Here is a 26,827-nt window from a genome sequence, read left to right as displayed (position 1 = left end):
GACGACGGGACGATGGTGTGACCCTCCGGCAGATCTTCTTTCTGTCGGCCTTTGCGCTCCTGTTGTCGATTGGCCAAGTTCTGTTCAAGCAGGCATCAGAGTCGCTCACCAACGGGAGTGGTCCCGGCGGGTTCTTGTCCCTCCTGGAATCCGGCTCCTTCTGGGCTGCGATCGCTCTCTACGGCGGATCCACTCTTCTGTGGATCTGGCTCATCCGCGAAGTCCCATTGAGCCGTGCGTATCCGTTTGTGGCGCTTGCCTTCGTGGTTGTGCCCATCCTGAGCCACTTCGTTCTCGATGAGAGAATTTCGCGTGCCGGTGTGGCCGGCTCGGCATTGATCGTTCTCGGAATCGTCGTATCTCAGGTTTGAGGGCATGACGATCTCACCCACAGGACCGAAGATCGCCGTGGTCATTCCATGCTTCAACGTGGCTGCTCACATACTCGATGTCGTCGCAGCCATTGGCGACGGCGTCGAGCGGATATATGTCGTCGACGATCGCTGCCCCGAAGGTTCGGGTGAGCTTGTTGAGTCCGTTTCAGGGGATCCTCGGGTCACCGTTATCTATCACGATGAGAATCTGGGAGTCGGCGGCGCCACGCTGACGGGGTACAGGCATGCCATTGCCGACAAGATGGACATAATCGTCAAACTCGATGGTGACGGACAAATGGATCCCTCGCTCATACCTGTCTTCGTTGCACCAGTTGTGCAGCATCTCGCCGACTACGCGAAGGGCAACCGTTTCTACGATATAGACAGCATTCGTCCGATCCCCGCTCTACGAAGGATCGGCAACGCAGCCCTCTCCTTCATGTCAAAGCTGTCTAGCGGCTACTGGAGGATCTTTGATCCGACGAATGGATACACCGCCATCGACGCCAGAGTGCTAGCGGTGATGCCACTGGACAAGATGAACAAGCGTTACTTCTTCGAGTCCGACATGCTCTTTCGACTCGGGGTCCTCGGTGCGGTTGTCACCGACATACCGATGCCTGCGATCTACGGTGAGGAGAGAAGCAATCTCAGCATCCTACGATCGATACCGGAGTTCTTCTTCAGACATACGCAGAATCTCCTCAAACGTGTCGTCTACGACTACTTCCTCCGGGACTTCTCGATTGCATCAGTCGAACTGGTGGCGGGATTGGTGTTTCTAACATTTGGAACGATCTTCGGTGCCGTTCGATGGATTGAGAGTATCTCCGGAGGAGTCGCGGCAACGGCAGGCACGGTCATGATTGCTGCACTGCCGGTCTTCCTCGGGACACAACTCCTCCTTTCCTTCCTCAACTACGACATGCAGCGGTTGGGTTCAGTTCCCTTGCACATCAGGTTGGCTCAGCCACCCCGCCAGGATTCTGCGACATCCGATGCATAGCGAGCTCACCCTGGTTGGCGCGGTCATCGAACTGAGTGGCGACTTGCCCACCCATCGCTCCGGTCTTTATGTTTCAGGCGCGTGACGGGCGCCCCACGGGCCTTCAATGGGCTGGGTTGGCTTCAGTCTCCATGTTGGTGGTGGCGGTATCTCTGCTCAAGGTGAAGATGGTCGACGTCCCGGTGCACCTAGCCACGGGCAGACTCATTGTCGAGCAGGGCGTCTTCCCAACGACGAATACGTTCAGCTGGACCTTTCCGGACTACGCGCTCTATCAGCAGTACCCCCTCTTCCAGGGGATCTTGTATGTCACATGGCGGCTAGTGGGATTCGGCGGACTCTCGCTTGTGACCTGTGCGTTGTGGACGACGGTTCTGGCAGTGTGGATTCGGTGGGCTGGAAGTTGGAGCAGCGCGGCACGTATGGCGCCGGCCTGGCTGGTCGGGGTTCTCGGTGTTCAACGCCATCTTCTCCTGCGGCCGGAAGTGCTCAGCCTGCTGTTCCTTGCACTGATGTTGGTGAGCTTGGATCGACTGCGCCGGGACGAGCGCTGGCGATGGGTGGGTATGGCGATATTTCTGCAATGGATGTGGGCAAACTCCCACCCTCTATTCGCGATCGGGCTCATGGTTCAACTCGCCTTCGTCATTCACGTTGCCCTTTCACGGCGTGTCTCCGCTCGTCTCGGCTTTTCAGACGAAGACCGAGACCAGTCCATGCTCCAACCGCTCGCGCTCTTCGCCGGTGGGGTGTTGGCGAGCTTGATCACGCCGCTGGGGGTGCGTTCACTGCTGATTCCATACCAGTCGATCTTGACGGTTCTGACACAGGGAGCCACTACTGGAGCTGCTCAGTCGGCTGAACTGGCTCCGGTATGGACCGACCCAATCGCAACAGTTGTGGTGATCGTGGCACTCGGCGTTGTGCTGTACGCGGGCATCCGAAGCTACGGTCGTTGGTTGTGGTTTGAGGCGGCGCTGCTGGTTCTGGCTGTTGTGCTCGTTGTGGCGGCACTGAGAGGAATTGGGTTCTTCAGTGTGCTCACCATGGGTGTGGCCGTCCGATGGCTCATTCGAGCAGAGCCCAGAGCGGTCCCCTTTCGTCTCCTCAGTGCGGCGGCTTCGGTTATCACCGTCATCGCTTGTACGTTCCTCATTGCCACCACATTCAATTCACCCGATTCCTTTCTTCGCAACCAGTACGGCATTGGCCGGGCTGTAGGGGAGTGGCCGGACGCCACGATCGACTATCTCGACGAACACCAACCCGAAGGCCGCATGCTCAACATCGGGTGGGCGGCGGCCAATGTGCTCATTTGGGAGGGGTTCGAAGTATTCGTGGATCCCCGCTGGGAAACGTACCCGAAATCCTTCCTGCTGGAGAGCGTCGAGGCCATGCAAGATCCGGATGTGCTGGCCGGGCAGATCCAGGAGTGGCAGCCCTCGTGGATCGTCGCCGAGCTGCGCCTCCCCGATGTGCAGGAGAGAATGGCCGAACTCGTGAACGGCGGTGAGTGGAAAGTCGTACATGCCGACGTGCTCCACCTCGTGCTGGTTCCCGGCGCGCAAGACACGGAGGTAGATGCGGTCGGCTGGCACTCCGAATATCCGATCATCTACGCGCAGGAGAAGATCCGGGTGGCTTGCTGGTACGAGCACCGGGGCAGGTTCGACGACGCCCAGAAGCTGCGGGCCGAAGCGGAAGAACGGGGTGGGGTAGCGGTGGCAGCGGATCTGAAACGGTTCGGCGACTGCACCGGTCCGGATGGGAAGCAGCCGTAGGCCGGGCAGCGACCATGCGTCCGGTGACGCCGGCTAGAGCCAGTCGCTTCGCCTGAATAGACCGTAGAGGGTTCCTGCCACGAGGGCCATGAGACCTACGACGACGGGAAACCCCCAGCTGGCATCAACGCCGGGCATTCGCTGGAAGTTCATGCCGAAGACGCCGGCGATCAGGGTAGGGACCACTGCCACCGCCACCCAGGCCGAGATCTTGCGCATATCCTCGTTCTGGCGGACACTCACCTGGGTGAGGGTCGCCTCGAGCACGCTGGTGAGGAGGTCGCGGTAGGCGGCCACCTGATCGGACAAGCGCAGCACATGGTCGGAGATGTCCCGGAAATACTCTCGCATATCGTCCGGGATCACCTCGAAGAATCCTCGTCCGAGGCGATTGAGAGGATCGATCAGCGAGGCCACCGCTTGCTGGAATTCGAGGACTTCCCGTTTGAGGAAATAGATCCGTTCGGCGGGATTCGTCCACTCTGTGGAGAACACTTCCTTCTCCACCTCCTGGATGTCTTTGCCCAGTCCATCGACGACGGGGACGTAATCGTCGATTACCCGGTCCATTACTCGATGCAGCACGGCGGGTGGGCCCATCCGGAGCAGTTCCGGGTCGCGTTCGAGGCTCAGGCGCGCCTCGGTAAGTCCGCTCGCCTGGCCGTGGCGGACCACGACGGCGAAATCGTCGCCGATGAAGAGAAGGATCTCGCCGAACTCGATTTCCTCCTCCAGGTCGATGTAGCGAGCGCTCTTCAAGACGACGAAAAGCGTGTTGTCGTAGACCTCGAGTTTGGGCCGCTGGTGCGCCTTCATGGCGTCCTCGACGGCGAGCTCGTGCAGGTCGAACTCCCGGCGAACGGCGTCGAATTCTTCAGTGGTCGGTTCGTAGAGGCCGATCCAGACGAACGAGCCCGGCTGGGAGGCCGCCCGTCGGACTCCTACCGTCGGCTGGTCACCCGGTCGGCGCACACCGTTGTCGTAGATAGCGCAGTCGATGATCACCGGCCCATTGTGGCAGGAACGCGCCGTGGATCGATGACTGCCGTGCCAACGCGTTCCAACCGGTGTAGGTCAAACGAGTCCGCGGCTGCGAAGGCTCTTCAGCATCCAGGCACCAGGGAGAATCGGCAGCCAGAAGGTCAGCAGCCTGAACACGAGAACTCCACCGACTGCGGTACCGGCCCGCGGTGAGTCCGGCCACCAGAGCTGCTTCCAGTGCGCCCAGGCCTCCCGGTGTAGGGGCAAGCGAGGCGATTGTTTCGACACGTCCTGCCATCCGTCGGAGATTCCGACGTAGCCGCGGACGCGTTGATCCACCCTGATGAACAGGCGAGTGCCATCGCCATGCCTTCAACGGCCGCGAACACCTCGTTGAGAATCCCGTGACTTAGCGTGAATCAGACGCGACTGGCCTCCGACACAGCTGCTCCGACTCCCTGTTTGGCGCTGGATGTCCAGGTCGGCACGATGCCCGGCCACCCGGGGGCTTGCACGGCCTCGCCACTCATGCCGATAGCTCGATCATGCTCGGCACGGAATCATCCATTCAGCGTGGTCCCTCAGGCGGTTCGCCTCCGCCGACTCGTACCTGGATGTCTTTGGTGATCTCCTCGAGTTTGCGGATGAGTTCGAGAGCCTCGTTGTTGGTGCTGTAATCGTGGAGGGCCAGTTCGGCGGAGATCTGGTCGGCGCGGGAGCGGCAATCAGTAGGACCGCCCCCTGCAGCGCCGCAACGCAGGAGAGCAGCAAGTTGAGCAAGATGAATGGATACGGATCGAAACCCGTGTTGCGGTTGAACGCCATCCACGTCGCCAGGAACAGGAGTGTGACGAACACGAACGCCCATGAGCCCATGCCGTTGCGAAGCCGATCGGCGGCGCGTTCGCCCATGGTTAGCTCGTTCCCGCTGCGCACCCCTGGATGGAAATCCCACAACCGTCGTGCAAGATAGATCGCCCAATTCCGCTCCATCTGAAACTCCTCTTCGGAAAGCTGCTTCACTCGAGTGACACCAGATAGTGACGCTACAAGCGTCCACAGCTGCAGAGAGGGGAGCTACGCGGAGATCCTGCGGAGGGTCAGGCGCTTCGAGAGCTGAGCACCGGCAGTTGAACCTCGGAAACGTGCGGGGCTTCTTCAACTCGCTCGTCCATCGCCGGACCGGCTATCCAACCAGCGTGGACAACCAGGCCAACGAACAGGAGCCACATCACCGCCAGCGCAGTGAGCCCGAGATCGATGAGTTCGGCCAACATGCGAAGTCAATCGGACAATCGCACGATTCCTGTAGGCGTTCTTCTCGGGTCGGGTCCGCCCGTGTCTCTTGTGAAATCCGTGCGGTCGGTGGGCTCAAGCGTGGGTCTCACTCGATCCGTCATCGAGCACCCCGTGCCTGGTTGCCCAGATGATCGCCTCCGTTCGGTTGCCGACGCCTATACGCACATACAGAACACGACTAAAGGACTGGTCCAGGGAGCCGGGGAGGCTGGGGCCGATATTGCCGACGTGACCGCGGGTGCGATCTCTGGTGCCATTTCCGGCGCCAAGGATGTCGGGCTGAGCCTCGAGGATGTCGCCTCGGCTGCTGCCGCCGGCGCACTGGAAGCAGCAGAGGAGATCGGCGAAGCCGCAGTGCACACTGTTCGTGACGTCGCCGCCACCGGGGTCGGTGGTGTCAAGGCCGTGCTCAAAGGACAGACAGACACACCTCAGGAATGAATCTGAGTGACTAGACGGGGCCGCCCACGGTCGGCCCCGTCGTCGCGCCGGCCCGGCCAGGACGAGTAAGTCGTCTGGTCCTAGTCGTCCACTTCGTCACGCCGGTCGTAGATCAGGAACCCGAGCCGCTCGTAGGTGAGCACGGCCGGCGGTGAGTCTTCCCATGCGTCGATCCGAACCAACCGCAGGCCCAGTGAGCGGAGGTAGGCGGCGGCCGAGCCGACCAGCGCCGAGGCGAGGCCGCGTCGCCGGTAGGCAGGTGCGACCGCAACCACGCTGACGTAACCGAAATCGGAGCGCTTGAAGCTGATGGCGAATCCGACTGCCGAGCAAGTTGCATCCTCGACGGCCACCATGACGCCGTGTGGATCGAACTCGTCGAACACGTCCCAATCATCAGGCCAGGGATCCTTGCCGAAAGCCGCCGCGTACAGGTTCGGGATCGCAGCATGGTGACTCGACCGCTCGTATCGATCGATCCTGAAGCCGTGCGGTGGCGGCCGGCCGATGCCATCGGTCGGACGTTCCATCCGCAGGAGGGGTCGGATCATCGGTCGAGGTCCTCGGCTGGCGTCGGATCGATGGTAGATCGACCCACGATTGCGTAGGTTCAGATATCGCGATATCCCCCACTTTTGCTGGACTATTCGTTATCGTCTCCTACGACGGCGCTGGATCGTCAACAGTTTCGAACTCCTAGGAGGGGTGGATGAACAAAACGGAGATGGCGAAGAAGCTCGCCAAGAAGACGGACCTGACGCAAGCGAAGGCTGTTGAGGTCATCGACGCGATTTTCTCGTCCGAGCCTGGTCAAGGAATCATTGCCGTCGAACTCGACGCCGGACGCAAGGTGGCCATTTCAGGCTTCGGTTCTTTTGGAACCAAGTCGCGGGCGGCGCGCCAGGGCCGTAATCCGGCAACCGGCGCGACGATCACCATTGCGGCCAAGACGTACGCAACCTTCAAGCCGGCCAAGGGTCTTCGGGACCGCGTCGCCGACTGAACGAACTGATTCGATCTGAAGTGCCCCGCCTGATGGCGGGGCACTTCGTCATTTCCCGAGCTTTCCTGCGATCATCGTGTTGTGTACTGGCTTGCTAAGACGTACCTCCGTTTGCGCGGATGGCGGATAGAGGGCTCCTTTCCCCCGGATCCCAAGTTTGTTGCTCTTGGCGCGCCTCATACGTCCAATCTCGATTTCGTCGTCTTTTTGGGGGTTCTAGGCCATTTCGGCCGCCGTGCCAGCTACATCGGAAAGGACAGCCTGTTCTGGGGACCCCTCGGCTGGTTGATGCGCAAGCTCGGAGGTATCCCGGTCCATCGGAACCGCCCGGAGGGACTGGTTGAGCAGGTATCCGCAGCCTTCGAGCAAGCCGACACGATGATTCTGGTAATCGCTCCTGAGGGAACCCGGTCAAGGGCCGCCACCTGGAAATCTGGCTTCTATCGGATTGCAGAGGCTTCAGGTGTCCCGATTGTTCCTGCGTCGGTGAACGGGCCGGCGCGGGTAGCCACGATCGGACCGCCGATCCGGGTCTCCGGCAGTGTTTCAGATGATATGGATCGTTTGCGATCCTTCTATGAGGGCGTCGAGGGTGTCAGACCAGGCAACGAGACGCCGATCCGCCTGGCAGAAGAAAACCAACCTGAATGAAAGAGAGCGCCGGACTGCTCCTGTTCCGGCGACGGCAGGGTGCGATCGAGGTCTTCCTTGTTCACCCGGGAGGACCTTTCTGGGCGACGAAGGATCTGGGAGCGTGGAGCATTCCCAAAGGTGAACTTGCCGGTGCCGAGGATCGCTTGTCGGCCGCCCATCGCGAGTTCTCAGAAGAGACCGGGGTCATGCCGGATCGAGGAAACGAGTTGCCATTGGGCAGCGTGCGGCAGAGAGCCGGAAAGGTGGTGCACGCCTGGGCGGTGGAGGGCGACCTCGATCCGGACCTGATCCAGTCGAATACATTCACAATGCAGTGGCCGCCTGGTTCTGGCCTGATGGTCGAGGTCCCGGAGGTCGACCGAGGCGCCTGGTTCGACCTCGAGACCGCCGGGGTGAAGCTGAATCCGGCCCAGCGAGAGTTCCTCGATCGTCTGACGCTTCTGGCAACCGGATAGCGAGACGGGCCCTTCGCCCCTACGCTCCACGAGTGGCCTGCTATGACAATGAGGGCGTGCGAGAACTCACAGATGGATCCACAGCAATCGTCAGGGGGGCGGTAGACGCCGGGTGCAACTTCTTCGCCGGTTATCCGATCACTCCGGCTTCGCAAATCCTCACCGCCATGACCCGCGAGATGCCGAAGCGCGGGGGAGTGGCGATTCAGGGCGAAGACGAGATCTCTTCTATCGGTATGTGCATAGGCGCAACGATGGCGGGCGCTAGGGCAATGACTGCCACCAGCGGCCCCGGCATCAGTCTCTACTCAGAGAACATCGGAATGGCCGTGATGGGTGAGGTCCCGCTCGTGATCGTCGATGTACAGCGATTGGGTCCGAGCACCGGAGGTGCGACGACCGCCGCCCAGGGCGATATTCAGTTTGTCCGGTGGGGAACCGGCGGCGGTTATCCAATCATCGCGCTCGCCCCTTCTACGGTTCCCGAGTGCTACACGCTGACGATGAAGGCATTCGACCTGGCCGAGCGGTTTCGTTGTCCGGTGTTCTTGTTGACGGACAAAGAACTGAATCTCACCGCCACGACCGTAGACATCGAGGACTATCAGAGAGTTGAGGTCCGACCGCGCTCCCGACGTTCGGCCGAGACATCGATCGAACCCCCGTACTCATACGACCCGCCGGATGCCGTCGGAGCGGTCGCCACCTACGGTGATCCGGCCATCGTACGATTCACGGGTTCGACCCACGACGAACGCGCCTTCATCTCGAAGGACCCGGCGACGGTGGGTGCCCTCAACGAACACCTCGTCGCCAAGATCCATGCTCACCAGGATGAGATAGACCTGGTGGCGACCGACCTCGATCCGAAAGCCACGACCGCCTTCTTGTCGTACGGGATCACCGCCGGATCGATGCGCGAAGCCGTGCGGATCGCCAGGGCGGATGGGCGACGAGTCTCGGCCGCCACCGTGCACAGCATCTGGCCGGTCCCCGAGACGGCGATTCGGGCCATCCTCGAGGGCCACGACCGCGTGGTGATCGGCGAACTCAATCATGGGCAATACCGGAGGGAAATCGAGCGCCTGGCCGGCCCGGGCACCGAGGTGATCGGTGTGCACCGAAATGACGGAACTCTCATCACGCCTGCCGACTTCCTCGAGGTCCTGATATGAGCATCCTCACGACGATCACGCCACTGGGTAGCTACCGGAATGACAGCCCGTACCCGTTTTGCCCAGGTTGCGGACATAAGTCGATTCTCGACAACTTGAACGCGGCGCTGGTCGAACTGCAGGTCGATCCTGCCCAAACGGTCATCGTCAGCGACATCGGATGCTCGGGCCTCTCGGACCAGTACTTCATCACGAGTGCCTTTCATGGTTTGCACGGCCGCTCGGTCACCTACGCAACGGGGATCAAGCTTGCGCAACCCGAACTGACGGTGATTGTCGTGATGGGTGACGGAGGCACCGGCATCGGCGGCACGCATCTCCTGAACGCCGCCCGCCGCAACATAGGGATCACGGTGCTCGTGTTCAACAACTTCAACTATGGAATGACCGGCGGACAGCACTCGGCGACCACTCCGACGGGAGCCGTGACCTCGACGACACCCGGAGGGAATCCCGAACGTCCGCTCGACATCTGCGCGTCGGTTGGGGTCAACGGTGCCGGATACGTCTGGCGCGGCACGAATTTCGACACCGACCTGACTGAGCGAATCAGCGAAGCCATCTTGTCAGAATCGTTCGCTCTGCTCGATATCTGGGAGCTGTGCACGGCCTACTTCGTCAAGTCCAATCAGTTCACCAGACGGGCCATCGATTCCACCCTCGAAGAGCTTGGCTTCGAGACCGGCGTGTTGTACCGGGACGGTCGACCGGAGTTTACGGTTGCCATTCGTGAGGCCGGACTGTCATCCCTAGGTCGGCCCCCGGATGGGCCACAGCCGATCCCCTCCGAATGGACGGCACAACTCGATCACCCGTTCCTGATCGAGATGGCCGGATCTGCCGGTGGGCGTGTGCGCTCCGCCGTCCGGATCGGTGCCATCGCGGCGATCAAGAGCGGTCTCTATGCCTCCCAACGCGACGACTATCCCGTCACGGTCAAGACGGGGCACAGCCTTTCCAGGCTCCTGCTGGCGAATCGGCCGATTGATTACGCCGGATCCGAGCAGCCGAACGTGCTCGTGGTACTGACGGACGATGGGTATCGGAAAGTGGCCAAGCGGGCGGCGCGAATGACCGGGGATGCCGTTGTGTACGTCCTCCCGGAATTCTCCACTATCGATACACCGGCCCGGGTCGTGGTGCTCGATCCGGCCACCCTGCCCGGGCGGATCGGGAAAGGAGATCTAGCTCTAGTGGTGCTGGCCGCGGTCGTTGAGCACAGCGGCGTGATTCCTATCGAAGCGCTCCGGTCGGCCGTCGCCGCAGGCCCGTTCGGCGAGAGCAATCTGGCGGCAGTCGCCCACGGTGTGGCGCTGGCCGCGAAGTAGGCCGTTATCCCGCGAGTCCGCCTGCGTCTTCAGTATCCTCGGTTCGTGGCAATAGCGCATTCGTTGCGCCGGCACCGGTCCCGCGGCTGGTGGATGGCATCCAACCGCATAGATGCGGGCGACCTCCGATTCGCCGGCGGCTTGATGGTGCTTCTGGCTCTCATAAGACCCTTGATACCGATGGAGCTTGGAGTTCTGTGCCCCCTCCGGGCGGTGACGGGTGTGCCGTGCCCCTTCTGTGGAATGACCACGAGCGTCACTGCCACGGTACACCTCGATCTTGCAGAAGCTTTTGTAGCTAACCCGGCCGGCATCGTCGCGGTCGGAGTCGCTCTCTTCTTGCTCATCCGCCGACCGACCAGCGTAAGGGTTTCCATGCCGTTCGTCCTTGTGTCCCTCGGTGCGATGTGGGCGTTCGAGTTGTCGAGATACGGGTTCATCTAACAAGGGAGAGAGCATGACAGTACCCGCAGCACCTTCAGGCCCGAGAGCGAGCTTCGGTGAGAGGCTCATTGCCGCCATCATCGATGCGGTTGTGGTTGGCGTGGCTACCGGGATTCTCAGCAGGGTAGGTCTCTTCGGATCGTTCATCGGGGCGGTAGTCAGCTACGGCTACTACGTGTATTTGGAGGGAAGCCCCTCGGGACAGACCGTTGGCAAGCGAGCGATGTCGATCAGGGTTGTCGGAATGCAGACCGGAACCAGCATCGGCTACGCCGGCGCCTTCATCCGGGTGATCGGAAAGATCGTGTCGGGTATTGCGTGCTTCATCGGTTACCTCTGGATGCTGTGGGATCCCGAAAAGCAGACCTGGCATGACAAGTTCGCTAATTCCGTAGTAGTTCCCGTGGCGTCGTATCCAGTCAGCGAATGGCCCGGCAAGGCCTGATCAAAGGCTGTTGAGGAACCTCTCCGCGTCGACGATTACGCGGAGATGCAGACCGGAGGCGATTGGTTTGCCGCCGTCTTGGGCCTGAAGTTCAAACGCGATCGTGCGCCCTTCTACTGAGGAGACGGTGGCGACGACGTCGACCTGCCGACCGACGGCCGTAGGTGCCGTGTGTCGAAGATCGATGTGGGTTCCCACGGTGGTAGAGCCGTCCGGGATGGCGCAGGCGAGGGCGGCAACGGCTGCCGCTTCCAACCAGGCAACGAGGCGCGGAGTAGCTAGAACCGGCACCGATCCGCTCCCGAGGGCAATGGCGGTATCGGCTTCTGCCACGACGGCCTGGTGGGACCCCGACAACCCGGGTACCAATTCGTTCATAGGCGTTCCTCTACCGACCGCGTGATCTCGGCGGCGAGTTCTCGCGCCTTGCGGAGTGCTGTGTCGTGACGTTGGAGAAGTCCGGCGTGTTCACCCCCGAGTCCGTTCAGGTTGACCCGCACGTTCATGGAAGCACCCTCCGCAGCGGCCAGCCCGCACCACCCACCGACACCGGCGTCGGTGACAGACGTCGGATTGCCTCTCCTGGCTGCCGTCAAGATCAGTTCGAGTGCGTCGACGCTTCGTTCGAGCACTTCGAGTGGAACCAGGGTTGCACCGAGGTCCGCCGCTGCTATCGCCGCCAGGCGGTACTCGGTTTCCGCCGGTGTTGAGCGCGGCAGACGCCTGGCGCTGAGGACGGCATTGAATGCATCAGTGTCGCGATCGATCGCAGAAACAAACCAGTCTTTGAGATCCTGAGCAGTGATGCCGAGGTCTTGCATCTCCGGGCGTTCTGATTCCATACCCTGCTTGGCGTAGGTGAGCGACGCCACCATTGCGGAGAGCGCGGCGCCGAGGGCACCCGCTAGCGCAGCGGCACTCCCTCCACCGGGAGCCGGCGTGGCGGTGGAGAGCTCGTCCACGAAAGAGGCAACGGGCAAGCCTGCCAGACCTCCGGGCCGATCGGCGAAGGCATACTCGATGATCTTGGTGTTCGGGTCGAACGGCGCCAGTTCATTCAATCCCAGCGAGAGGACGGCAGTCTGGATGCGTTCGGCTTCCGGGGCGCCCGTCGTTGCCCCCTGGGCCGTCAGGTAGTGGTCACCTGCGGCGAGGAGGGCTCGGCGGGGCACCAGCCCTATCAGCTCACTACCGGTCACCCGAAGCCCGAGTTTGGCGGCCTCTTCTCGACAGGCGTCGAAGACGAGATGCAGGGGCGACTCCGAGAAATCGGTCAGATTGAGCGACACCTGCGCTCGCCGGTATTCGTCGATATACCAGCCGACGCCCTTGACCTCCTTGAACCGGCCAGGTTCGAACACGGTCTGTCCGTTGGCATCCTTCTGGACTGTGCCGTCTTCGTTGCGCTGGGGCGTGCCGAGCTCTCGTACGGCCTGGGCTATCCGATGGGCGAGCCGGCGGTCCTTGGTATTGAGGTTGACGTTGTACGCAATGAGGAACTGCCGTGCGCCGATTGCAGTGGCTCCGGCGGAGGCGTTGTAGGTCGGACCGAAATCTGGTGTTTGCGCTCGATGCTGGAGACCCTCATATTCGCCCCGCCGGACATCGGCCAGCGACCGGCGACCCTCCGGAGCGGCATGCTCGTAGAGGAAGACCGGAATCGCTAGCTCGCGTCCAACCCGCTCGCCGAGCCGTCTGGCGATCTCGATGCAATCGCCCATCGACGCTCCTTCGAGCGGAACAAAGGGGCAAACGTCGGTCGCCCCCATTCGCGGGTGCTCTCCATGATGGGTGCGCATGTCTATCAGTTCAGAGGCGCGCTTGATTGCCGAGAATGCGGCCCGCTCGACTGCCTCCGGAGGTCCGACGAACGTCACTACCGTGCGATTGGTGGCTGCCCCCGGGTCGACGTCCAGCAGCCGGACACCCTCAACCCGCCCCACGGCATCCGTGATTTCCCCGATGACGGTCCGGTCCCGCCCCTCGCTGAAATTGGGGACACACTCAATGAGCTTCACAAGGCCTCCTTTCGCGCTGACGATACAGCGCGCCGTCGCGGACCACTTCGAGCATGGCATCCACAGAACCCTGAGCGGCTGACAACGACCGGGGATGAGTCGGGCAGTTCATGATCGGATGCTTTTCCGGGTGGCGATGACCATGAACAGAAGCAGGAATATCAAGGGGTTGAAGCCGAGGGCGGAACCGAGCAGGTGAGTGAGGCCGGCGATCCACAGGACGACGGCGACGCGCCCGTTGCGCCGGTCGGCCAGTATGAACAGTGAAGGGAGAGCGAGTCCCACGTCGTAGAAGAGCGCATGAGGCGCCAGCAGCACAGCCCCGGGCAAGGTCATGGCTAAGACGCCCGACAGGTCGCTCCTTCCATGTCGGTAGGCAGTCCAGGCGATCCACCCTGCCGTTACCGATGAGAGAGCGATCCATGCCGGTTCGACGTCGAGCCAAAGCGCCAACTGGTGCCAGGTCACGAAATTCAGGCCGTTCACAGCATCGTTGGCAAGCGCGAATGAGGTCGCTTCGGACCACCAATCGATCGGCCAGGACCAACCGGTCAGGGCAACGCCGGCAAAGTAGAGGACGCCGATGCCCGCCAGGCACCCGTACACGGCGCGATGCTTTCGAGCCAGCCACACCACTCCAAGGATCGGCAGCAGGAATTGTGGCTTGAAGGCAAGAAGGCTGAGGACGATACCGGCTGTGAAGTTCCTGTCGGCGCGTATCAGCCGCCAGGTGCCCACCACGATCAGGAGACTGATCACGGTGTTCTGGCCGCCGATGATCGCGCGCAGCATCGGATAGAACAGGGCGGCACCGGCCATAGCGATCCACGGGTAATCGCGAACCAGCGGAGTGATCGGGCGAAGGAGCCAGATCGCCAATGCGAGTGCAGAGAACGAAATGATGGTGAAGAGGGCGTACGAGGTTCGATATGGCAGGAGCGCCAACGGGGCGTAGGCAGCAGCGGCAAACGGTGGATATGCAAACGGTAGGAACCCGTCCGGCACCAGGTCTGCTTGCATGGAAGCTTGCAGCTCGAAATCGTAGAGGCGATCGGCCAGGCCCTCGTTGACGATGGATCCGGCGACATAGAAGGCGGGATAGTCGCCCCCGAGGAGTCCGGTGTCCGCCGGTTTGTCGGAGCCAACCGCCACGGCAAATGCCCATCCGGCTAGCAACGCCAGGAGTACGGCCTGTGGATAGCGCTTGAGTCGCCATCGGCGGTCGATCATGCGTGGATGAGCGCGTTTCTAGGCGCACGCGTGATCGGAACGCACTCAATTAGCTTCACGAAACCTCCTGTGATGCCGACAATACCAACAGACGTGAAAACCACGAGAGAAGCGACAAGCTTTGCCTGTCGATTGAGATCCCCCATGTTGGTCATCCATCATCAGTTTGCGCAGGCATGAAACTCTGCCCGTCCTTCCAAGCACGCTATCGCGAGCTGACGGTTGTCCTGCTGGCAGCATCGGCTCTGCTTGGGCTCTTCGCCGGATTCCACAGCTTCTCCGGACCGATGACGTTCGGGTTGATCCCCTGGGCTATGGGGTTGGCCGCCTCATTCCTTGGGGTTGTGCTGGCGGGCACGGCCGCGGTCGAGTTCGCGTTGTCTGAAGACGACCTGGTCGACATCCGGTGTGCGCTGGGAGTGCTGGCGTTCGGCGCCGGGAGTCTCACCACGACCGGATTAGGCGGACTGGGTGCCCTCGCACTCCTGTTGGCCGGTTGGACGACCGGAAGAGCGGGGAAGCGAACTGCAGAGGACGGCTGGCGTGCCGAACGGGCCGATCGACGCGCCTTCCTCGCCAGGGTTCGAGGAACCGACGCACGATCTGATCCGGAGGCTGAGCGGTTTCTCAACGTGACGAACGCCGACCTCACGGAACGGGACCGAGGGCGTCTCGCCGGGGATTCCGGGTATGAGATTCCCGTGACCCGTCGTGGCGCGCGAGATCGCGGGCGAATGATCGAGGGTAACCCTTGGCAATTGCCCCCGGAATGACCGCTACCGGGCTGAGATATATTCCTCGAGGTACTGGATGTGGAAGCTCTGTTCCTTGGTCTGAAATCGGACGAGATCCCCAATGGAAACGATGCCCTTCAAGCTGTCGTCTGCGACAACCGGCAGGTGGCGAATTCTTCGGTCTGTCATCAGAGCCAGAGCTTCTTCGACATCACAAGACGGCTCCACGTACAAGACCGGGGCGCTCATGATTTCTTTCACAAGGGTCTTCTTGGACGTCCGGCCCTCGAGAGCGATTCGGCGAAGATAGTCACGCTCGGTGATAATGCCGGCGATCTCGTCGTCCTCGGTCACGAGAAGCGCCCCGCAATTGGCATCGACCATTGCCCGTATTGCCTCAAAGACCGTGTTTTCCTGCCCGATGCGAACCACGTCCGAGCCTTTTTCCGATATCACATCACCGATCGTCGCCATTGCATACCTCCATTGAGTCCCGATACGCAAGCGTATCCGATCGTCGGCAGCTGTGACGGGTTACCAGCTACTAGATCCACCGCCGCCGCCGGAAAACCCTCCACCGCCGCTGAACCCACCGAAGCTGCCGGAACTCCATCCGCCGCCGCCCCAGCTTGAACTACCACCTCCGCCACCGCCGAATCCGCCACCCGAGAACCCGCCAAACCACGAGTTCGTGTCCTTGGCCCAGGAAGTATCCTGATAGACGGGCTCCCAGCCATAGCTGCCGGAATGACCGCCGGTAATGACCCAGTGGTAGAAGAGCAGTGTGAAGGGATCGAAGGAGCCGAATCTGGCCGGGATGGGACGTCCCGTCCATGTATCGGTCTGGCGCGACGTGCCGGTATGGGCTAGTTCGGGGGCGAAGCGGTCGGCGTCGTCGATCGAGGAGCGGGAAAGCGCCTGGCGCTGGGCGGCATAGGCCAGCGCGAACTCCCGGGGTCCGCGTGCATCGGAGGCGCCGAAGGCTGCTGCGATGTCGGCGTAGGATCCCTCAAGTCCCAGAGCCACCAGAGCATCTCTGGCTTCCGACCATCTGCGAACTGCCTGAGCAGGCTCGAGCGATACGGCCAGAATCCCGGCGATTGTCCGCCGGGTATCGCCGGTGAGGCCCACTTCTGCCAGGTCGTCGAGCAACTCCTGATAGACGGCCACCCCGTCGGTGCGTCGCTCGAGCAGCGCGGCCGTGATGGCAACGGGAAGCCCTAATCGTTTCGATTGTTCCCGGATCGCCGCCACCCGGCGCGGATTGGAGAGCCCGACCAGGGCATACTCCACCGATTCAGAGGGAGTGAGTTGCTCGTCCCGATTGCGGCTATACGCGGCAAGGAACTCCGGAACGGACCCTTCATCCCGGTTGAGCAACAGCAGTGCGGCAATCGCGGCGACGTCGAGTCCGTCCTGCTTGAGGTCGGCCGCCTTTTCGTCGAGTTCCTGTCGGACCCGTTCATAGCGGGCAAAGGCCCGATCGGCGTCGGGTTCGAGGTCGGCCAGGGCGGCGGCGACCGCCGGTCGAGCCGAAGAGGCGGGCAACTGTGCATATAGGGTCTCGAGAGCATCCGTCTTGGCCCGCGCCGTCGCATACGCCAGTTCCAGCGTTTCCAACGCCACCCCCACCTGCGGCGTCTCGCGGAGTACCGGAGCAACCTTCAAGAACCGCTCGCCCAGGTCGGTGAGCAATGCATGCCCGATCGCAGTCTCGACCAGTCGCTGGTCCACGGTGGCCGCCACTCGGGCCCTGGCCTCAGCCACCCGGTAGGGGCGTAACCCGTCCACCAAGTCGGTCAGCTCGCGGCGTCGTACCTCGAAGGTGGGTTCATCGTCGAGGTCGATCTCCAGCGACTCCCTGGCGGCGGCCTGTATTGCCCCTTCGAGCACATCTCTCTCGCCTGCGACCTGAAGCTCCAGGGGCACTTCGGCAGCACCCATCATGCGGTCCCGGTCGATGATGTTGAGAAGTCGGTGACGGTGGGCCGCCTCAACCGCAGCATCGAGGTCGGGTCGCCGGATCTCCGCCACGTCGGTGAGGACCCTCACGATGTCCGCAGTCGACGCTTCGGTCGTGGCGACCTCGACCTCCATGAGAAAGTCCCGCAGCAGGGGGAGCTCGTGGCCGGCAACGTCGAGACGGGCGAGTTCTCCGTCAACGAGTTCCTTGCGCAGGCGGCGGGTGCGGGTACGGCGCTGACTCCGCACTGCTACGCCGGTTACACCGAGGCCGCCGAGCAATGCCACGCCCAGAGCTCCGCCGATGATCGCCAGGTTGGGCCCGCCCCCGGTGCTTGTGGTCGTCTGATCGGGCGTGAAGCCTTCCATCACCTCACCGACCGTGTTGCTCGAAGCTGTTTCGCCGGCCGCGAACGCGGCGAGGGCTTCATCCAAGGAACCGATGATGGCGAGCAGGCCACCGTCGAAGTTGCCGGCTGCGAAGAAGCTGTTGGCCACCGCCGCGATCGAATCGAAATCCCGCGGGACATCGTTGAGGCCGGGCCCGTGCTGGATAGTCGTGATACGTGAGGCGAGGTCGACGGCGATGACGATCCCATCGTTGCGCTCCGGATCGCCGACCCCCCAAGCGTCCCCAAGGTCGATGGCGAATTCCTCGACCGACCGACCGCCGGTGCCGTCGACGACGACAACGGCCGTTTCGTGCCCGTACGTCGCGACGAGACGCCCGACCGCTTCTTCCAGACCGGCGTCGTCCTGGATCATCCCGGTCGTATCGGTGACGGCGCCATCGCACGTGATGCCTTCAAACGCGGGGCACTCAATGGTCGTCTGGGCGAATGCCGCCACCGGGAGCAGTGTCGACATCAGGACAAATGTCAGGGCTAGCCGCAACCGCACGAGGCTCCTTTCAGGTTCCACCAATCACGCTAGCCGCGCCGGCGGCAGACCCGGAGAGAGCCCAGGTATCCCCGACCCGGAAACCAGGGTGGGCCCCCGATGCAGCAACCGCCCACATCTGGTCTTCTGAGGGTCCGGAATTCAGGAGGAGCCAATGCAGACCATGTGGAAACGAGCCAGGACCATGGCCGACCGGACACCGCCGGAGCGAGATCGCTACATCGACTTCCTTCGGCTCTTCTCGATCGCGGTGGTGGTACTGGGCCACTGGTTGATGGCGGTCGTGTTGGTTCGTGACGGCGAAGTTGAGATTGATCATCTGCTGGCAGCCGCGCCGAAGATGCAGTATCTCACCTGGGTTCTTCAAGTGATGCCCGTGTTCTTCATCGTTGGAGGTTTCGCCAACGCCGTTTCCTGGTCCGCCGCACGACGGGGCGGGCACGGGTACGCCATCTGGCTTCAGGGCCGGACGGCCAGGCTGCTCCGGCCGACGATGATCCTGGCCGGCGCCTGGGTAGCCGTGACGTTCGCTCTGGTCACGGCCGGCGTGGACGCCCGCCTTCTACGGATCGGGACGCAGGTGGTTGCGGTTCCCCTCTGGTTTCTGGCGGTGTACATCGGTGTCGTTGCGCTGGCTCCGATCATGATCGAACTCGACCGCAGATTCGGATGGGCGGTGCCGGCCGGGCTGTTCAGCATTGCCGCAGCCGTCGATTGGCTTGGTCATGGAATGGGGGTGCCGGTGGTCGGTTGGACCAACTTCCTGTTCGTCTGGCTTGGTATCCATCAGCTCGGTGTCCTCTGGCAACGGGATGTGCTGCCGCGGAGCCGGGTGGGCTCGTTGGCCCTGGCGGGAGCGGGCTACGCCGGTCTCGTTGCTTTGACCGGCCCGGGTCCCTACCCGGTCAGCATGGTCGGCGTACCGGGATCCGAATGGACCAACAACCTCCCTCCAACAATCGCTCTCATGATGCTCGCCGTGCTGCAAATCGGGGTCATGCTGGTGTTCAGCCGGCCCGTTTCGAACTGGCTCGAACGCCCGTTCCCATGGGCAGTTGTGATCGCTGGCAACGGCCGGATCATGACCGTCTATTTGTGGCATATGACCGCGATGGTGTCGGTTCTGGGACTTGCCATATGGCTCGATGGAATCGGCTTTGGAATAGAGCCGCTCAGTGCCGGGTGGTGGTGGTCTCGCCCGCTCTGGTTCGCCATCCTGCTCCTCCCGCTGGCGGGACTAGTTGGGATTTTCGGGCAGTTCGAAGAGAACCGCCCGTCTGCACCGGCGGCGCTCCTCGGAGTAGTTGCGGGCGTGTTGGTCGTCATGTGGGGCTTCGCCCGGCTGGCTCTTGACGGTTTCGTCACTCCGGACACCACGGGTGTCGCCTTCGTCCCTGCGGTGGCGGTCGTCGCCGGCGCCTGGATGCTCGGCGTGCGCCGCCGGGCCAGCCAATAGCTGTGCACCGGCCGACCGCCGGGTGTCTATGTGAGGGTTTTCGACTCCGTTCGGGTCGCACGGAGGGGCCGTTGGGACCTTGGTCACTGGGTATTGCCCCGGTTGCCCGCCAATATGCGTGATGAAGAATGTCGTTTGCCTGATGGGCTCAATCATGTTTCGTATTCTCGAGGCACGCTTTCTGGCGCCTGACGTCAAGTACTTCCGCATCGAGGCACCGTCGATCGCTCGCTCGCGCCGGGCCGGACAGTTCGTCATACTCCGAGTAGCCGCGGATGGTGAACGTATCCCGCTCACCATCGCCGACGGTGACGCATCCGGAGGCTGGATTGCCGTCATCGTCCAGGGTGTCGGCAAGACAACCAAACACTTGAACACGCTCGGGGCCGGGGCTTCTATCCATGATGTAGCAGGGCCGCTGGGGATGCCATCGCATATTCAGAACTTCGGAACGGCCGTGTCGATCGGCGGGGGAGTGGGCACTGCGATTGCCTACCCGACGGCCGTCGCCCTCAAGCGTGCGGGCAACTACGTGATTTCGATCGTTGGAGGTCGTTCCAGGGAGTACGTAATCATGGAACCGGCGCTCCGGGACATCTCCGACGAGTTCTATCCATGCACCGATGATGGGAGCTACGGTTTCCACGGATTCGTCACGCAGAAACTGCAGGGGCTCATCGATGAGGGCAAAACCCTCGACCTGGTGCTGGCGATCGGACCGATACCCATGATGCGCGCCGTCGCAGATGTGACGCGGCCGTTCGGCATCAAGACGATCGTGAGTCTCAATCCGATCATGGTGGACGGAACCGGCATGTGCGGCGGGTGTCGGGTGAGTGTCGGTGGCGAAACTCGATTTGCGTGCGTCGATGGGCCGGAGTTCGATGCCCATGAGGTCGATTTCGATCTGATGGAAAGGCGCAATAAGGCGTACCTTGGGTTCGAGCGAAACCGACTAGAGGCTTTCCTCGAGCAGGTCCAGACGTGACCATCGAGGTCCCCGATGTCTGGCCACCCAAGCGGGAACGTCGTGCTATCGCTCGACTCCGGATGCCCGAACAAGAAGCGGCGGACCGAGCCCACAACTTCAGCGAGGTCAATCTCGGCTTCACGGAGAACATGGCGAGGCTCGAAGCCATGCGGTGCCTGGAGTGCAAGACGCCTACTTGCATGGATGGTTGCCCGGTTGGAGTCGAGATCGATCTGTTCGTGAGCCTGGTGGCCGAAGGGCACTTCGCAGAAGCCGCCCTGATCGTCAAACTCGACAATTCGCTGCCGGCAATCTGCGGTCGGGTCTGCCCCCAGGAGAACCAGTGTGAAGGGGCGTGTGTCCTCACCAAGAAGGGTGAGTCGGTCGCCATCGGGGCACTCGAGCGGTTTGTCGCCGACTATGAGCGGCTAAACGATCTCGGCGTCATTGAGGTGCCGGCCTACCGAACCGGCAAGAAGGTCGCCATTGTCGGCTCGGGCCCGGCCGGCCTTGCCTGTGCAACCGATCTCGCCAAAGCCGGCCACGACGTCACGGTCTTTGAGGCGCTCCACGAACTGGGCGGGGTGCTGGTGTACGGAATTCCCGAATTCCGGCTACCAAAGGAGATTGTTCGGGCTGAGATCGACGGCCTTCGCCAGATGGGAGTCGAGTTCATTACGAACGCCGTCATCGGTCAGACGACAACAATCAACGCCCTGCTGGGTCGGGACGGATTCGACGCAGTCTTCCTGGGAGTCGGCGCCGGCCTTCCGAAATTCACGAACATCGACGGCGAGAACCTCATCGGCGTGTACTCCGCCAACGAGTTCCTCACCAGAGTCAATCTGATGCGTGCCTACGAGGATGGGTCGAATACGCCGATCTTCGACGTGCGAGGCAAGAAGGTGGCGGTCTTCGGCGGGGGGAATACCGCCATGGACGCAGTGCGAACGGCCCTCCGGCTTGGAGCGGCCGAAGCGTCCATCATCTATCGCCGGGCGGAAGAGCAAATGCCTGCCAGAGTCGAGGAGATCATCCACGCCAAAGACGAAGGGGTCGTCTTCAAACTGCTGACGAGCCCGCTGAGTTTCTCCGGCACGGACGATGGCTGGCTCACCAGTGCCAGGCTCCAACAGATGGAACTCGGGAAGCCGGACGACAGCGGTCGCCGGCGTCCCGTCCCGGTCGAGGGCGGAGAATACGAGATCGACGTTGACGTGGCAGTCATCGCAATCGGCAACGATGCCAACCCCTTGCTCAGGCGAAACGCCCCCGGGTTGGCGTTCACGAAGTGGGGCACCGTAGTTGCCGATGAGGCGAGCGGCCGCACGACCAAGAAGAGTGTATGGGCGGGGGGCGATATCGTGACGGGCGGTGCCACCGTCATCCTGGCGATGGGGGCCGGACGCCGTGCCGCCGCCGACATCAACCGGTATCTCACCAACGGTGACTTCGACCAGGTCTGAGCGACGGGCCACCTCGACCCGATCGATGAAGGCAGGGCCCGCTAACGTCGAACCACAACGAGGGGAGCACCAAGTGGCAGCAACGTCGGCGTGGTTCAAGCTCGACGCAGACGATCTGGCGTTGAACACGCCCACGATGGTCAGCGCGGGAGGTCGCGCCCTGTGTGTTACCCGGACCGAAAGTGGCTGGGGCATCCTCGACAACCGCTGTCCTCATCAGGGTGGACCCCTTGGAGAGGGACAGGTCGAGGGAGAATACCTGCTCTGCCCCTGGCACGGCTACGAATACGACCCGGTGTCAGGACAGCCACCGCCGGGATTCACGGACGCGGCGACTGCCTATCCGGTCGAGTTGCGCCCGGATGGCCTCTATGTGGAGTTGCCCGTTGCGGACGAGGCCCCGACGCTGATGGATCAGATGGTCGATGTGCTCACCGACTGGGGCGTCGACACCGTGTTCGGAATGGTCGGACACAGCAACCTCGGGTTGGCCGACGCCCTCCGGCGTGCTGAGAAGGACGGCAGGCTCAGCTATTTCGGAATCCGGCACGAAGGAGCGGCCGCCTTCGCCGCCAGCGGATACGGCAAGCTGACCGGCCGCCCGGCCGCCTGCCTGGCCATCGCCGGGCCGGGGGCAACAAACCTCCTCACCGGCCTCTGGGACGCCAAGGTCGACCGTGCTCCGATCCTGGCGCTGACGGGTCAGGTCCAGACTCAGGTCCTGGGGCCCGGCGCCTTCCAGGAGATACCGCTGGCCGAGGCCTACGCGGCCGTGTCGGAGTGGAGCCAGACCGTCCTCGGTCAGGAAAATGCCACTGAGTTGATGGCGCTGGCGCTCAAGCATGCGATCGTCCAGCGGGACGTGGCTCACCTCATCTTTCCCGACGATGTACAGAATCTGCCGGGGCGAACCGATTCGCCGGCCCGCCCCCGAGCAGGGAGGGTCGCCGACCATCGGATCTCTCCACCCGCCGCCGGTATCGACGAAGCCGTGCAACTGCTGAACGGAGCGCGACGACCCGTGATAGTTGCCGGCAACGGTGCACGCCCATTTCGCGCCGAGATCATCGCTCTGGCCGAGTTCCTCGATGCCCCGGTGATTACAACTTTCAAAGCGAAGGGACTCATCCCGGATGCACATCCACTGGCCTGCGGGGTGGTCGGCCGGTCGGGAACTCCGGTGGCCTCGGCGGTAATGGGCCGGGCGGACGCGCTAATGGTGCTCGGGGCGTCGTTCTCAAATCACTCAGGCATCGCCAATTGGGTGCCAACCATTCAGGTTGATTACGACCGGATGACGCTCGGCAAGTTCGCCCCCGTCGACATCCCCGTCTGGGGAGATATCGGAGTGACGCTCGAATTGCTGGCGACCCGACTGAACCAGGCCGACCGGCCCGAGCAGCGACTCGACGTCGAACGGCGAAAGCAGGTGTGGCGTGTCGAAAAGGAACGGCGGAGAGCCATCACCGACGAACAGGGACGAATGCATCCCTCCGCTATCTTCCATGAGTTGTCTGCGCTGGTGCCCGACGGCGCGGTCCTGTCGGTCGACGTTGGAAACAACACGTATGCGTTCGGCCACTATTTCGAGTCTGGAGCCGACCAGGATGTACTCATGTCCGGGTATCTGGGCTCGATCGGATTTGCCTTCCCCGCCGCCATGGGAGCTTGGGCTGCCACCAGAGGAACCGGACGGAAGGTCATCTCGATTTCGGGTGATGGGGGATTCGGCCAGTACCTGGCGGACCTCACGACTGCGGTGAAATACTCTATGCCGATAACGCACGTGCTCCTCAACAACTCCGAACTGGGCAAGATCAGCCGGGAACAGGTGGGGGCGCTGCGTCCGATCTGGGGGACGTCACTCGTGAATCCAGACTTCGCCGAATACGCTCGCTTGTGCGGTGCTCGTGGGTGGCGTGTCGATCGACCCGAAGACCTGCGCCAGGCGATCACCGCTGCGCTGGCCGTGACCGATGGGCCGACACTGGTCGAAGTGACGACCACAGCACTCGCAACATAGGCGTCACGCTCGGGCCTATCGGCCTATCGCAAAGGTACCCTGCTTGGCAACATGGATACCACACGACTGAGGCGAGGGGTCGAGGCGCTCAAGGCGGCGGCCAGTTCCTACGGGGAGGATGAAGCGGGTCGCGCCGCCGCCGCCTTGTCGTTCTACACACTCTTCTCTCTGGTGCCGATGATGTTCCTCATCGTGGCGATTGCCGGGTTCATCTTCGAGGACGTTGGCCGGTTGAACTCCATCGTCGGACAGGTCGAAACTGCCGCAGGCGAAACTGTGGCGAGCCAGATCTCCGATCTACTCGAAGTCGCCAAGCGCCAGGCTGGTGCCTCACTGGGCATCGGTATCACCCTCACTGTGTTCTCAGCCTCGGGCATCTTCCTGCAAGTGCAAGGAGTGTTGAACAAGATCTTCGACGTCCCGACCGCCCGGACGAGCGGCCTCACCGCGTGGCTGTGGAAACGGAGTGTGGCCTTCGTCTCGGCGCTCGTCCTGGCAGTGCTGGTCATCGCGCCGGTGGTGGCGGTTGCCGCTATCCAATACATGAATCGTTGGCTGGTGCCGGATGCGATGAGCTGGCTGCGAACCCTGCTGGCGTGGAGTGTGCCGATTGTTTCGGTGGTGCTGCTCATGGCAGTGGTCGGCCTGACATTTCAAATCATGACGGCGGTGCTGATTCCCTGGCGAGCAGCCCGGCGTGGTGGCGCCGCCACCGCCCTGATGGGGCTCCCGGCTGCCTTCCTGGTCGGAACAATTCTCGGAATGGTGGGGAATCAGGGCACGCTGGGTGCGCTCGGCGGCGTCGCCATCCTGCTCTTTTTCTTCAACTTGATGTGGCAGGTCTATCTCTTCGGAGCCGAGCTCACCAAGGTCTATGCCGGACACCTTCGGTCCGGCGCCGTAGTTCGACCGGTCGCTCAGGCCCCCAGACAGCGCCAGAAGGACCAGGTGTCCTCAGGCGTTGCGCTGTCCGGCGTGTTCGGGCTCCTACTCGGCATCGCAATCGGACGGCGTAGGAACTGAGTCACATCGCCGGAGTCGCCCGTTCGAGGATTGAGCGCTGATCAACACTGCCGGGAAGTGTCCCGTAGAGACCGCCCCGGTCGTTTGTGAGCCTCGACGACACGAACGCGTCTGCTACCGCCGGCGGTGCGGACCTGATCAGCAGTGACGCCTGGAGGAGGAGTGCCATCGACTCAACGACCCGGCGTGCGTCCGACTCGGACACCAATCCGTGGATCGACTCACCGAGATGGTCGAGGGCCGCATCGAAGCGCGAGTCACCACCCTGCGCGAGCCTCAGCTCCGCCAGGAACGCCTCTGCGACATCCGGTGATTTGCGCAGCGCTCGCAGCACATCGAGGGCGATAACGTTGCCGGAACCCTCCCACACCGCGTTGACAGGGCTCTCCCGGAAGAGACGCGGCATGATCGACTCCTCGACGTAGCCGTTCCCTCCCAGGCATTCGAGTGACTCGTAGGCCAGGCCGGGTGTACGTTTTGTGACCCAGTACTTGGCGACCGGGGTGGCGATCCGGCGGAACAACTCCTCCTGCTCGTCTTCCTTGTTGTCGAAGGCGCCGGCCACTCTCAGCATCACTGCGGTGGCGGCTTCAGATTCGAGAGCCAGGTCGGCGAGCACGTTAGCCATAGCCGGCTGATCGGCCAGCACGCGGCCGAACGCGGTTCTCTGCGAAGCGTGGTGAGTTGCCTGCGCAACCGCCTGTCGCATGAGGCCGGCCGAACCAAGCACGCAATCGAGCCGCGTGTGATTGATCATCTCAACGATGACGCGGACACCGTCTCCTTCGTCACCGACTCGCTCAGCCCAGCTTTCGTAGAACTCAACTTCACTCGAAGCGTTCGATCGGTTCCCGAGCTTGTCCTTCAGCCTCTGAATAGTGAAGCCGTTGCGCACACCATCCGGAGTCCAGCGCGGCAGAAGGAAACAGGTGAGTCCCTCGGGTGCGACGGCCAGGACGAGAAAGGCGTCGGACATCGGAGCAGAGCAGAACCACTTGTGGCCCGTGATCGAGTAGCCGCCGTCGATGGGGATGGCAGTGGACGTGTTGGACCTGACGTCGGAACCACCCTGCTTTTCGGTCAAGGCCATTCCGAACGTGACACCCGTCTTACGGTCCGCCGGCTGTGCGGACGGATCGTACGCTCGGGTCAGGCGCTGCTCCCACCGGGCGGCGAGGTCGGGTTGTTTACGGAGGCTGGGGACCACGGAGGTGGTCATCGAGATCGGACAACCGTGGCCGGCCTCGATTTGTGCCATCAGAGAGAAGAGGGTGGCTCGTGCCACATATGCACCCGGTTCTCCCTCCCACGGCAGGGAATGTAAGCCGTACTCCATAGAGAGCGCCATCAAAGAGTGATAGGCGGGGTGGAAGACGACCTCATCGACACGGTTCCCGACCGGATCGTGGGTATGGAGGACCGGGTCAGATCGGTTGGCCTGGAATCCCCACTCGATCACTTCCGCTGAGCCGATTCTGGCGCCGAACTCGACGAAGCTCTCAGTTGACCATTGAACCGGGTACCGGGCCAGATGCCCGGAAAGCGCCCGATCGCTTGTGAAGAGGTTGTAGTCGACGAGTGGCAGCGGCTGATTGAAAACCTTGTGAGTCGTCTGCACGGATCCTCCTTGGGATCAAGGTTGGCGTTCTCGATTCG

27 protein-coding genes and 2 pseudogenes are annotated in these 26,827 nt (G+C 62.4%); 17 read left to right on the top strand and 12 right to left on the bottom strand.

Annotation, left to right across the window (positions count from 1 at the left end; all coding sequences use genetic code 11):
- The first annotated feature begins 17 nt into the window (after nt 1–17).
- From P1T08_04795 to P1T08_04785, 3 genes are all read left to right on the top strand, one after another.
- Complete coding sequence (locus P1T08_04795) at nt 18–371, top strand: EamA family transporter (GenBank protein ID MDF1595403.1); 354 nt, start codon at nt 18–20, stop codon at nt 369–371.
- A gap of 4 nt (nt 372–375) precedes the next feature.
- Complete coding sequence (locus P1T08_04790) at nt 376–1,383, top strand: glycosyltransferase family 2 protein (protein MDF1595402.1); 1,008 nt, start codon at nt 376–378, stop codon at nt 1,381–1,383.
- Between the two features lie 116 nt (nt 1,384–1,499).
- A complete protein-coding gene (locus tag P1T08_04785; protein MDF1595401.1) occupies nt 1,500–3,164 on the top strand; it encodes a hypothetical protein in 1,665 nt (554 codons plus the stop codon).
- A gap of 33 nt (nt 3,165–3,197) precedes the next feature.
- On the opposite strand, the gene corA is transcribed toward P1T08_04785, so the two are convergent.
- From corA to P1T08_04760, 5 genes and pseudogenes are all read right to left on the bottom strand, one after another.
- A complete protein-coding gene (gene corA / locus P1T08_04780; GenBank protein ID MDF1595400.1) occupies nt 3,198–4,169 on the bottom strand; it encodes a magnesium/cobalt transporter CorA in 972 nt (323 codons plus the stop codon).
- A 69-nt stretch (nt 4,170–4,238) separates the two neighbouring features.
- Nucleotides 4,239–4,425, bottom strand: a pseudogene (locus P1T08_04775) (UPF0104 family protein).
- A gap of 142 nt (nt 4,426–4,567) precedes the next feature.
- Nucleotides 4,568–4,675, bottom strand: a pseudogene (locus P1T08_04770) (hypothetical protein).
- A 13-nt stretch (nt 4,676–4,688) separates the two neighbouring features.
- Nucleotides 4,689–5,138 (bottom strand): DUF1003 domain-containing protein, encoded by a 450-nt coding sequence (locus tag P1T08_04765; GenBank protein ID MDF1595399.1) that lies wholly within the window; start codon nt 5,136–5,138, stop codon nt 4,689–4,691.
- Nucleotides 5,139–5,245: 107 nt separating this feature from the next.
- Nucleotides 5,246–5,422, bottom strand: a complete 177-nt coding sequence (locus P1T08_04760) for a hypothetical protein (GenBank protein MDF1595398.1) — start codon at nt 5,420–5,422, stop codon at nt 5,246–5,248.
- Between the two features lie 100 nt (nt 5,423–5,522).
- On the opposite strand from P1T08_04760, the gene P1T08_04755 reads away from it, so the two are divergent.
- Complete coding sequence (locus P1T08_04755; protein ID MDF1595397.1) at nt 5,523–5,885, top strand: hypothetical protein; 363 nt, start codon at nt 5,523–5,525, stop codon at nt 5,883–5,885.
- Nucleotides 5,886–5,965: 80 nt separating this feature from the next.
- Here the strand turns inward: P1T08_04755 and P1T08_04750 are convergent, their stop codons facing one another.
- A complete protein-coding gene (locus tag P1T08_04750; protein ID MDF1595396.1) occupies nt 5,966–6,436 on the bottom strand; it encodes a GNAT family N-acetyltransferase in 471 nt (156 codons plus the stop codon).
- 158 nt (nt 6,437–6,594) lie between these two features.
- Between P1T08_04750 and P1T08_04745 the strand changes: the two genes are divergently transcribed.
- From P1T08_04745 to P1T08_04715, 7 genes are all read left to right on the top strand, one after another.
- The gene (locus P1T08_04745) at nt 6,595–6,888 is read left to right on the top strand and encodes an HU family DNA-binding protein (protein ID MDF1595395.1); all 294 of its coding nucleotides are present in this window, start codon (nt 6,595–6,597) and stop codon (nt 6,886–6,888) included.
- Between the two features lie 81 nt (nt 6,889–6,969).
- Nucleotides 6,970–7,539: a lysophospholipid acyltransferase family protein gene (locus tag P1T08_04740; protein MDF1595394.1), complete on the top strand. Its 570-nt coding sequence runs from the start codon at nt 6,970–6,972 to the stop codon at nt 7,537–7,539.
- Nucleotides 7,536–7,997 (top strand): NUDIX domain-containing protein, encoded by a 462-nt coding sequence (locus tag P1T08_04735; GenBank protein MDF1595393.1) that lies wholly within the window; start codon nt 7,536–7,538, stop codon nt 7,995–7,997. The genes P1T08_04740 and P1T08_04735 overlap by 4 nt, the downstream gene beginning before the upstream one ends.
- A 56-nt stretch (nt 7,998–8,053) precedes the next feature.
- Nucleotides 8,054–9,172 carry a pyruvate flavodoxin/ferredoxin oxidoreductase gene (locus tag P1T08_04730; GenBank protein MDF1595392.1) on the top strand — a complete coding sequence of 373 codons (1,119 nt, stop codon included), beginning with the start codon at nt 8,054–8,056 and terminating at the stop codon, nt 9,170–9,172.
- Nucleotides 9,169–10,500, top strand: coding sequence for a thiamine pyrophosphate-dependent enzyme (locus P1T08_04725; protein MDF1595391.1), 1,332 nt, complete (start codon nt 9,169–9,171; stop codon nt 10,498–10,500). Before P1T08_04730 ends, P1T08_04725 begins: the two co-directional genes overlap by 4 nt.
- A 45-nt stretch (nt 10,501–10,545) precedes the next feature.
- Nucleotides 10,546–10,944, top strand: a complete 399-nt coding sequence (locus P1T08_04720; GenBank protein ID MDF1595390.1) for a DUF2752 domain-containing protein — start codon at nt 10,546–10,548, stop codon at nt 10,942–10,944.
- 13 nt (nt 10,945–10,957) lie between these two features.
- Nucleotides 10,958–11,389 (top strand): RDD family protein, encoded by a 432-nt coding sequence (locus P1T08_04715; GenBank protein ID MDF1595389.1) that lies wholly within the window; start codon nt 10,958–10,960, stop codon nt 11,387–11,389.
- On the opposite strand, the gene P1T08_04710 is transcribed toward P1T08_04715, so the two are convergent.
- The 3 genes from P1T08_04710 to P1T08_04700 form a co-directional block, all read right to left on the bottom strand.
- Nucleotides 11,390–11,767, bottom strand: coding sequence for a hotdog domain-containing protein (locus P1T08_04710; protein ID MDF1595388.1), 378 nt, complete (start codon nt 11,765–11,767; stop codon nt 11,390–11,392).
- Nucleotides 11,764–13,407, bottom strand: coding sequence for a glutamate formimidoyltransferase (gene ftcD / locus P1T08_04705; protein ID MDF1595387.1), 1,644 nt, complete (start codon nt 13,405–13,407; stop codon nt 11,764–11,766). The genes P1T08_04710 and ftcD overlap by 4 nt, the downstream gene beginning before the upstream one ends.
- A 108-nt stretch (nt 13,408–13,515) precedes the next feature.
- A complete protein-coding gene (locus P1T08_04700; GenBank protein MDF1595386.1) occupies nt 13,516–14,637 on the bottom strand; it encodes a glycosyltransferase family 87 protein in 1,122 nt (373 codons plus the stop codon).
- 176 nt (nt 14,638–14,813) lie between these two features.
- Here P1T08_04700 and P1T08_04695 point away from each other — a divergent pair, with 176 nt between their 5' ends.
- Nucleotides 14,814–15,410 (top strand): hypothetical protein, encoded by a 597-nt coding sequence (locus tag P1T08_04695; GenBank protein ID MDF1595385.1) that lies wholly within the window; start codon nt 14,814–14,816, stop codon nt 15,408–15,410.
- 3 nt (nt 15,411–15,413) lie between these two features.
- Here P1T08_04695 and P1T08_04690 read toward each other — a convergent pair whose 3' ends face one another.
- Complete coding sequence (locus P1T08_04690) at nt 15,414–15,845, bottom strand: CBS domain-containing protein (GenBank protein ID MDF1595384.1); 432 nt, start codon at nt 15,843–15,845, stop codon at nt 15,414–15,416.
- A gap of 60 nt (nt 15,846–15,905) precedes the next feature.
- Nucleotides 15,906–18,200 (bottom strand): TPM domain-containing protein, encoded by a 2,295-nt coding sequence (locus P1T08_04685; GenBank protein MDF1595383.1) that lies wholly within the window; start codon nt 18,198–18,200, stop codon nt 15,906–15,908.
- A gap of 187 nt (nt 18,201–18,387) precedes the next feature.
- On the opposite strand from P1T08_04685, the gene P1T08_04680 reads away from it, so the two are divergent.
- The 5 genes from P1T08_04680 to P1T08_04660 all read left to right on the top strand — a co-directional run bounded on the left by P1T08_04680 (nt 18,388) and on the right by P1T08_04660 (nt 25,171).
- Entirely contained in the window at nt 18,388–19,689 is a 1,302-nt protein-coding gene (locus P1T08_04680) for an acyltransferase (GenBank protein MDF1595382.1), read from the top strand.
- A 154-nt stretch (nt 19,690–19,843) separates the two neighbouring features.
- The gene (locus tag P1T08_04675) at nt 19,844–20,677 is read left to right on the top strand and encodes a sulfide/dihydroorotate dehydrogenase-like FAD/NAD-binding protein (protein MDF1595381.1); all 834 of its coding nucleotides are present in this window, start codon (nt 19,844–19,846) and stop codon (nt 20,675–20,677) included.
- Between the two features lie 62 nt (nt 20,678–20,739).
- Nucleotides 20,740–22,125 carry an NADPH-dependent glutamate synthase gene (gene gltA, locus P1T08_04670; GenBank protein MDF1595380.1) on the top strand — a complete coding sequence of 462 codons (1,386 nt, stop codon included), beginning with the start codon at nt 20,740–20,742 and terminating at the stop codon, nt 22,123–22,125.
- Between the two features lie 73 nt (nt 22,126–22,198).
- The gene (locus P1T08_04665) at nt 22,199–24,148 is read left to right on the top strand and encodes a thiamine pyrophosphate-binding protein (GenBank protein MDF1595379.1); all 1,950 of its coding nucleotides are present in this window, start codon (nt 22,199–22,201) and stop codon (nt 24,146–24,148) included.
- Nucleotides 24,149–24,199: 51 nt separating this feature from the next.
- Nucleotides 24,200–25,171, top strand: coding sequence for a YihY/virulence factor BrkB family protein (locus tag P1T08_04660; protein MDF1595378.1), 972 nt, complete (start codon nt 24,200–24,202; stop codon nt 25,169–25,171).
- A 1-nt stretch (nt 25,172) separates the two neighbouring features.
- Here the strand turns inward: P1T08_04660 and P1T08_04655 are convergent, their stop codons facing one another.
- Nucleotides 25,173–26,789, bottom strand: a complete 1,617-nt coding sequence (locus P1T08_04655; protein MDF1595377.1) for an acyl-CoA dehydrogenase family protein — start codon at nt 26,787–26,789, stop codon at nt 25,173–25,175.
- Nucleotides 26,790–26,827 lie beyond the last annotated feature (38 nt).

The organism is Acidimicrobiia bacterium (genome assembly GCA_029210695.1).
In the GTDB taxonomy this organism is placed as follows: Bacteria; Actinomycetota; Acidimicrobiia; order Spongiisociales; family JAHEDJ01; genus JAHEDJ01.
Note: the sequence above shows the minus strand (reverse complement) of the source record. Positions and strands in the feature narration are given on the sequence as shown.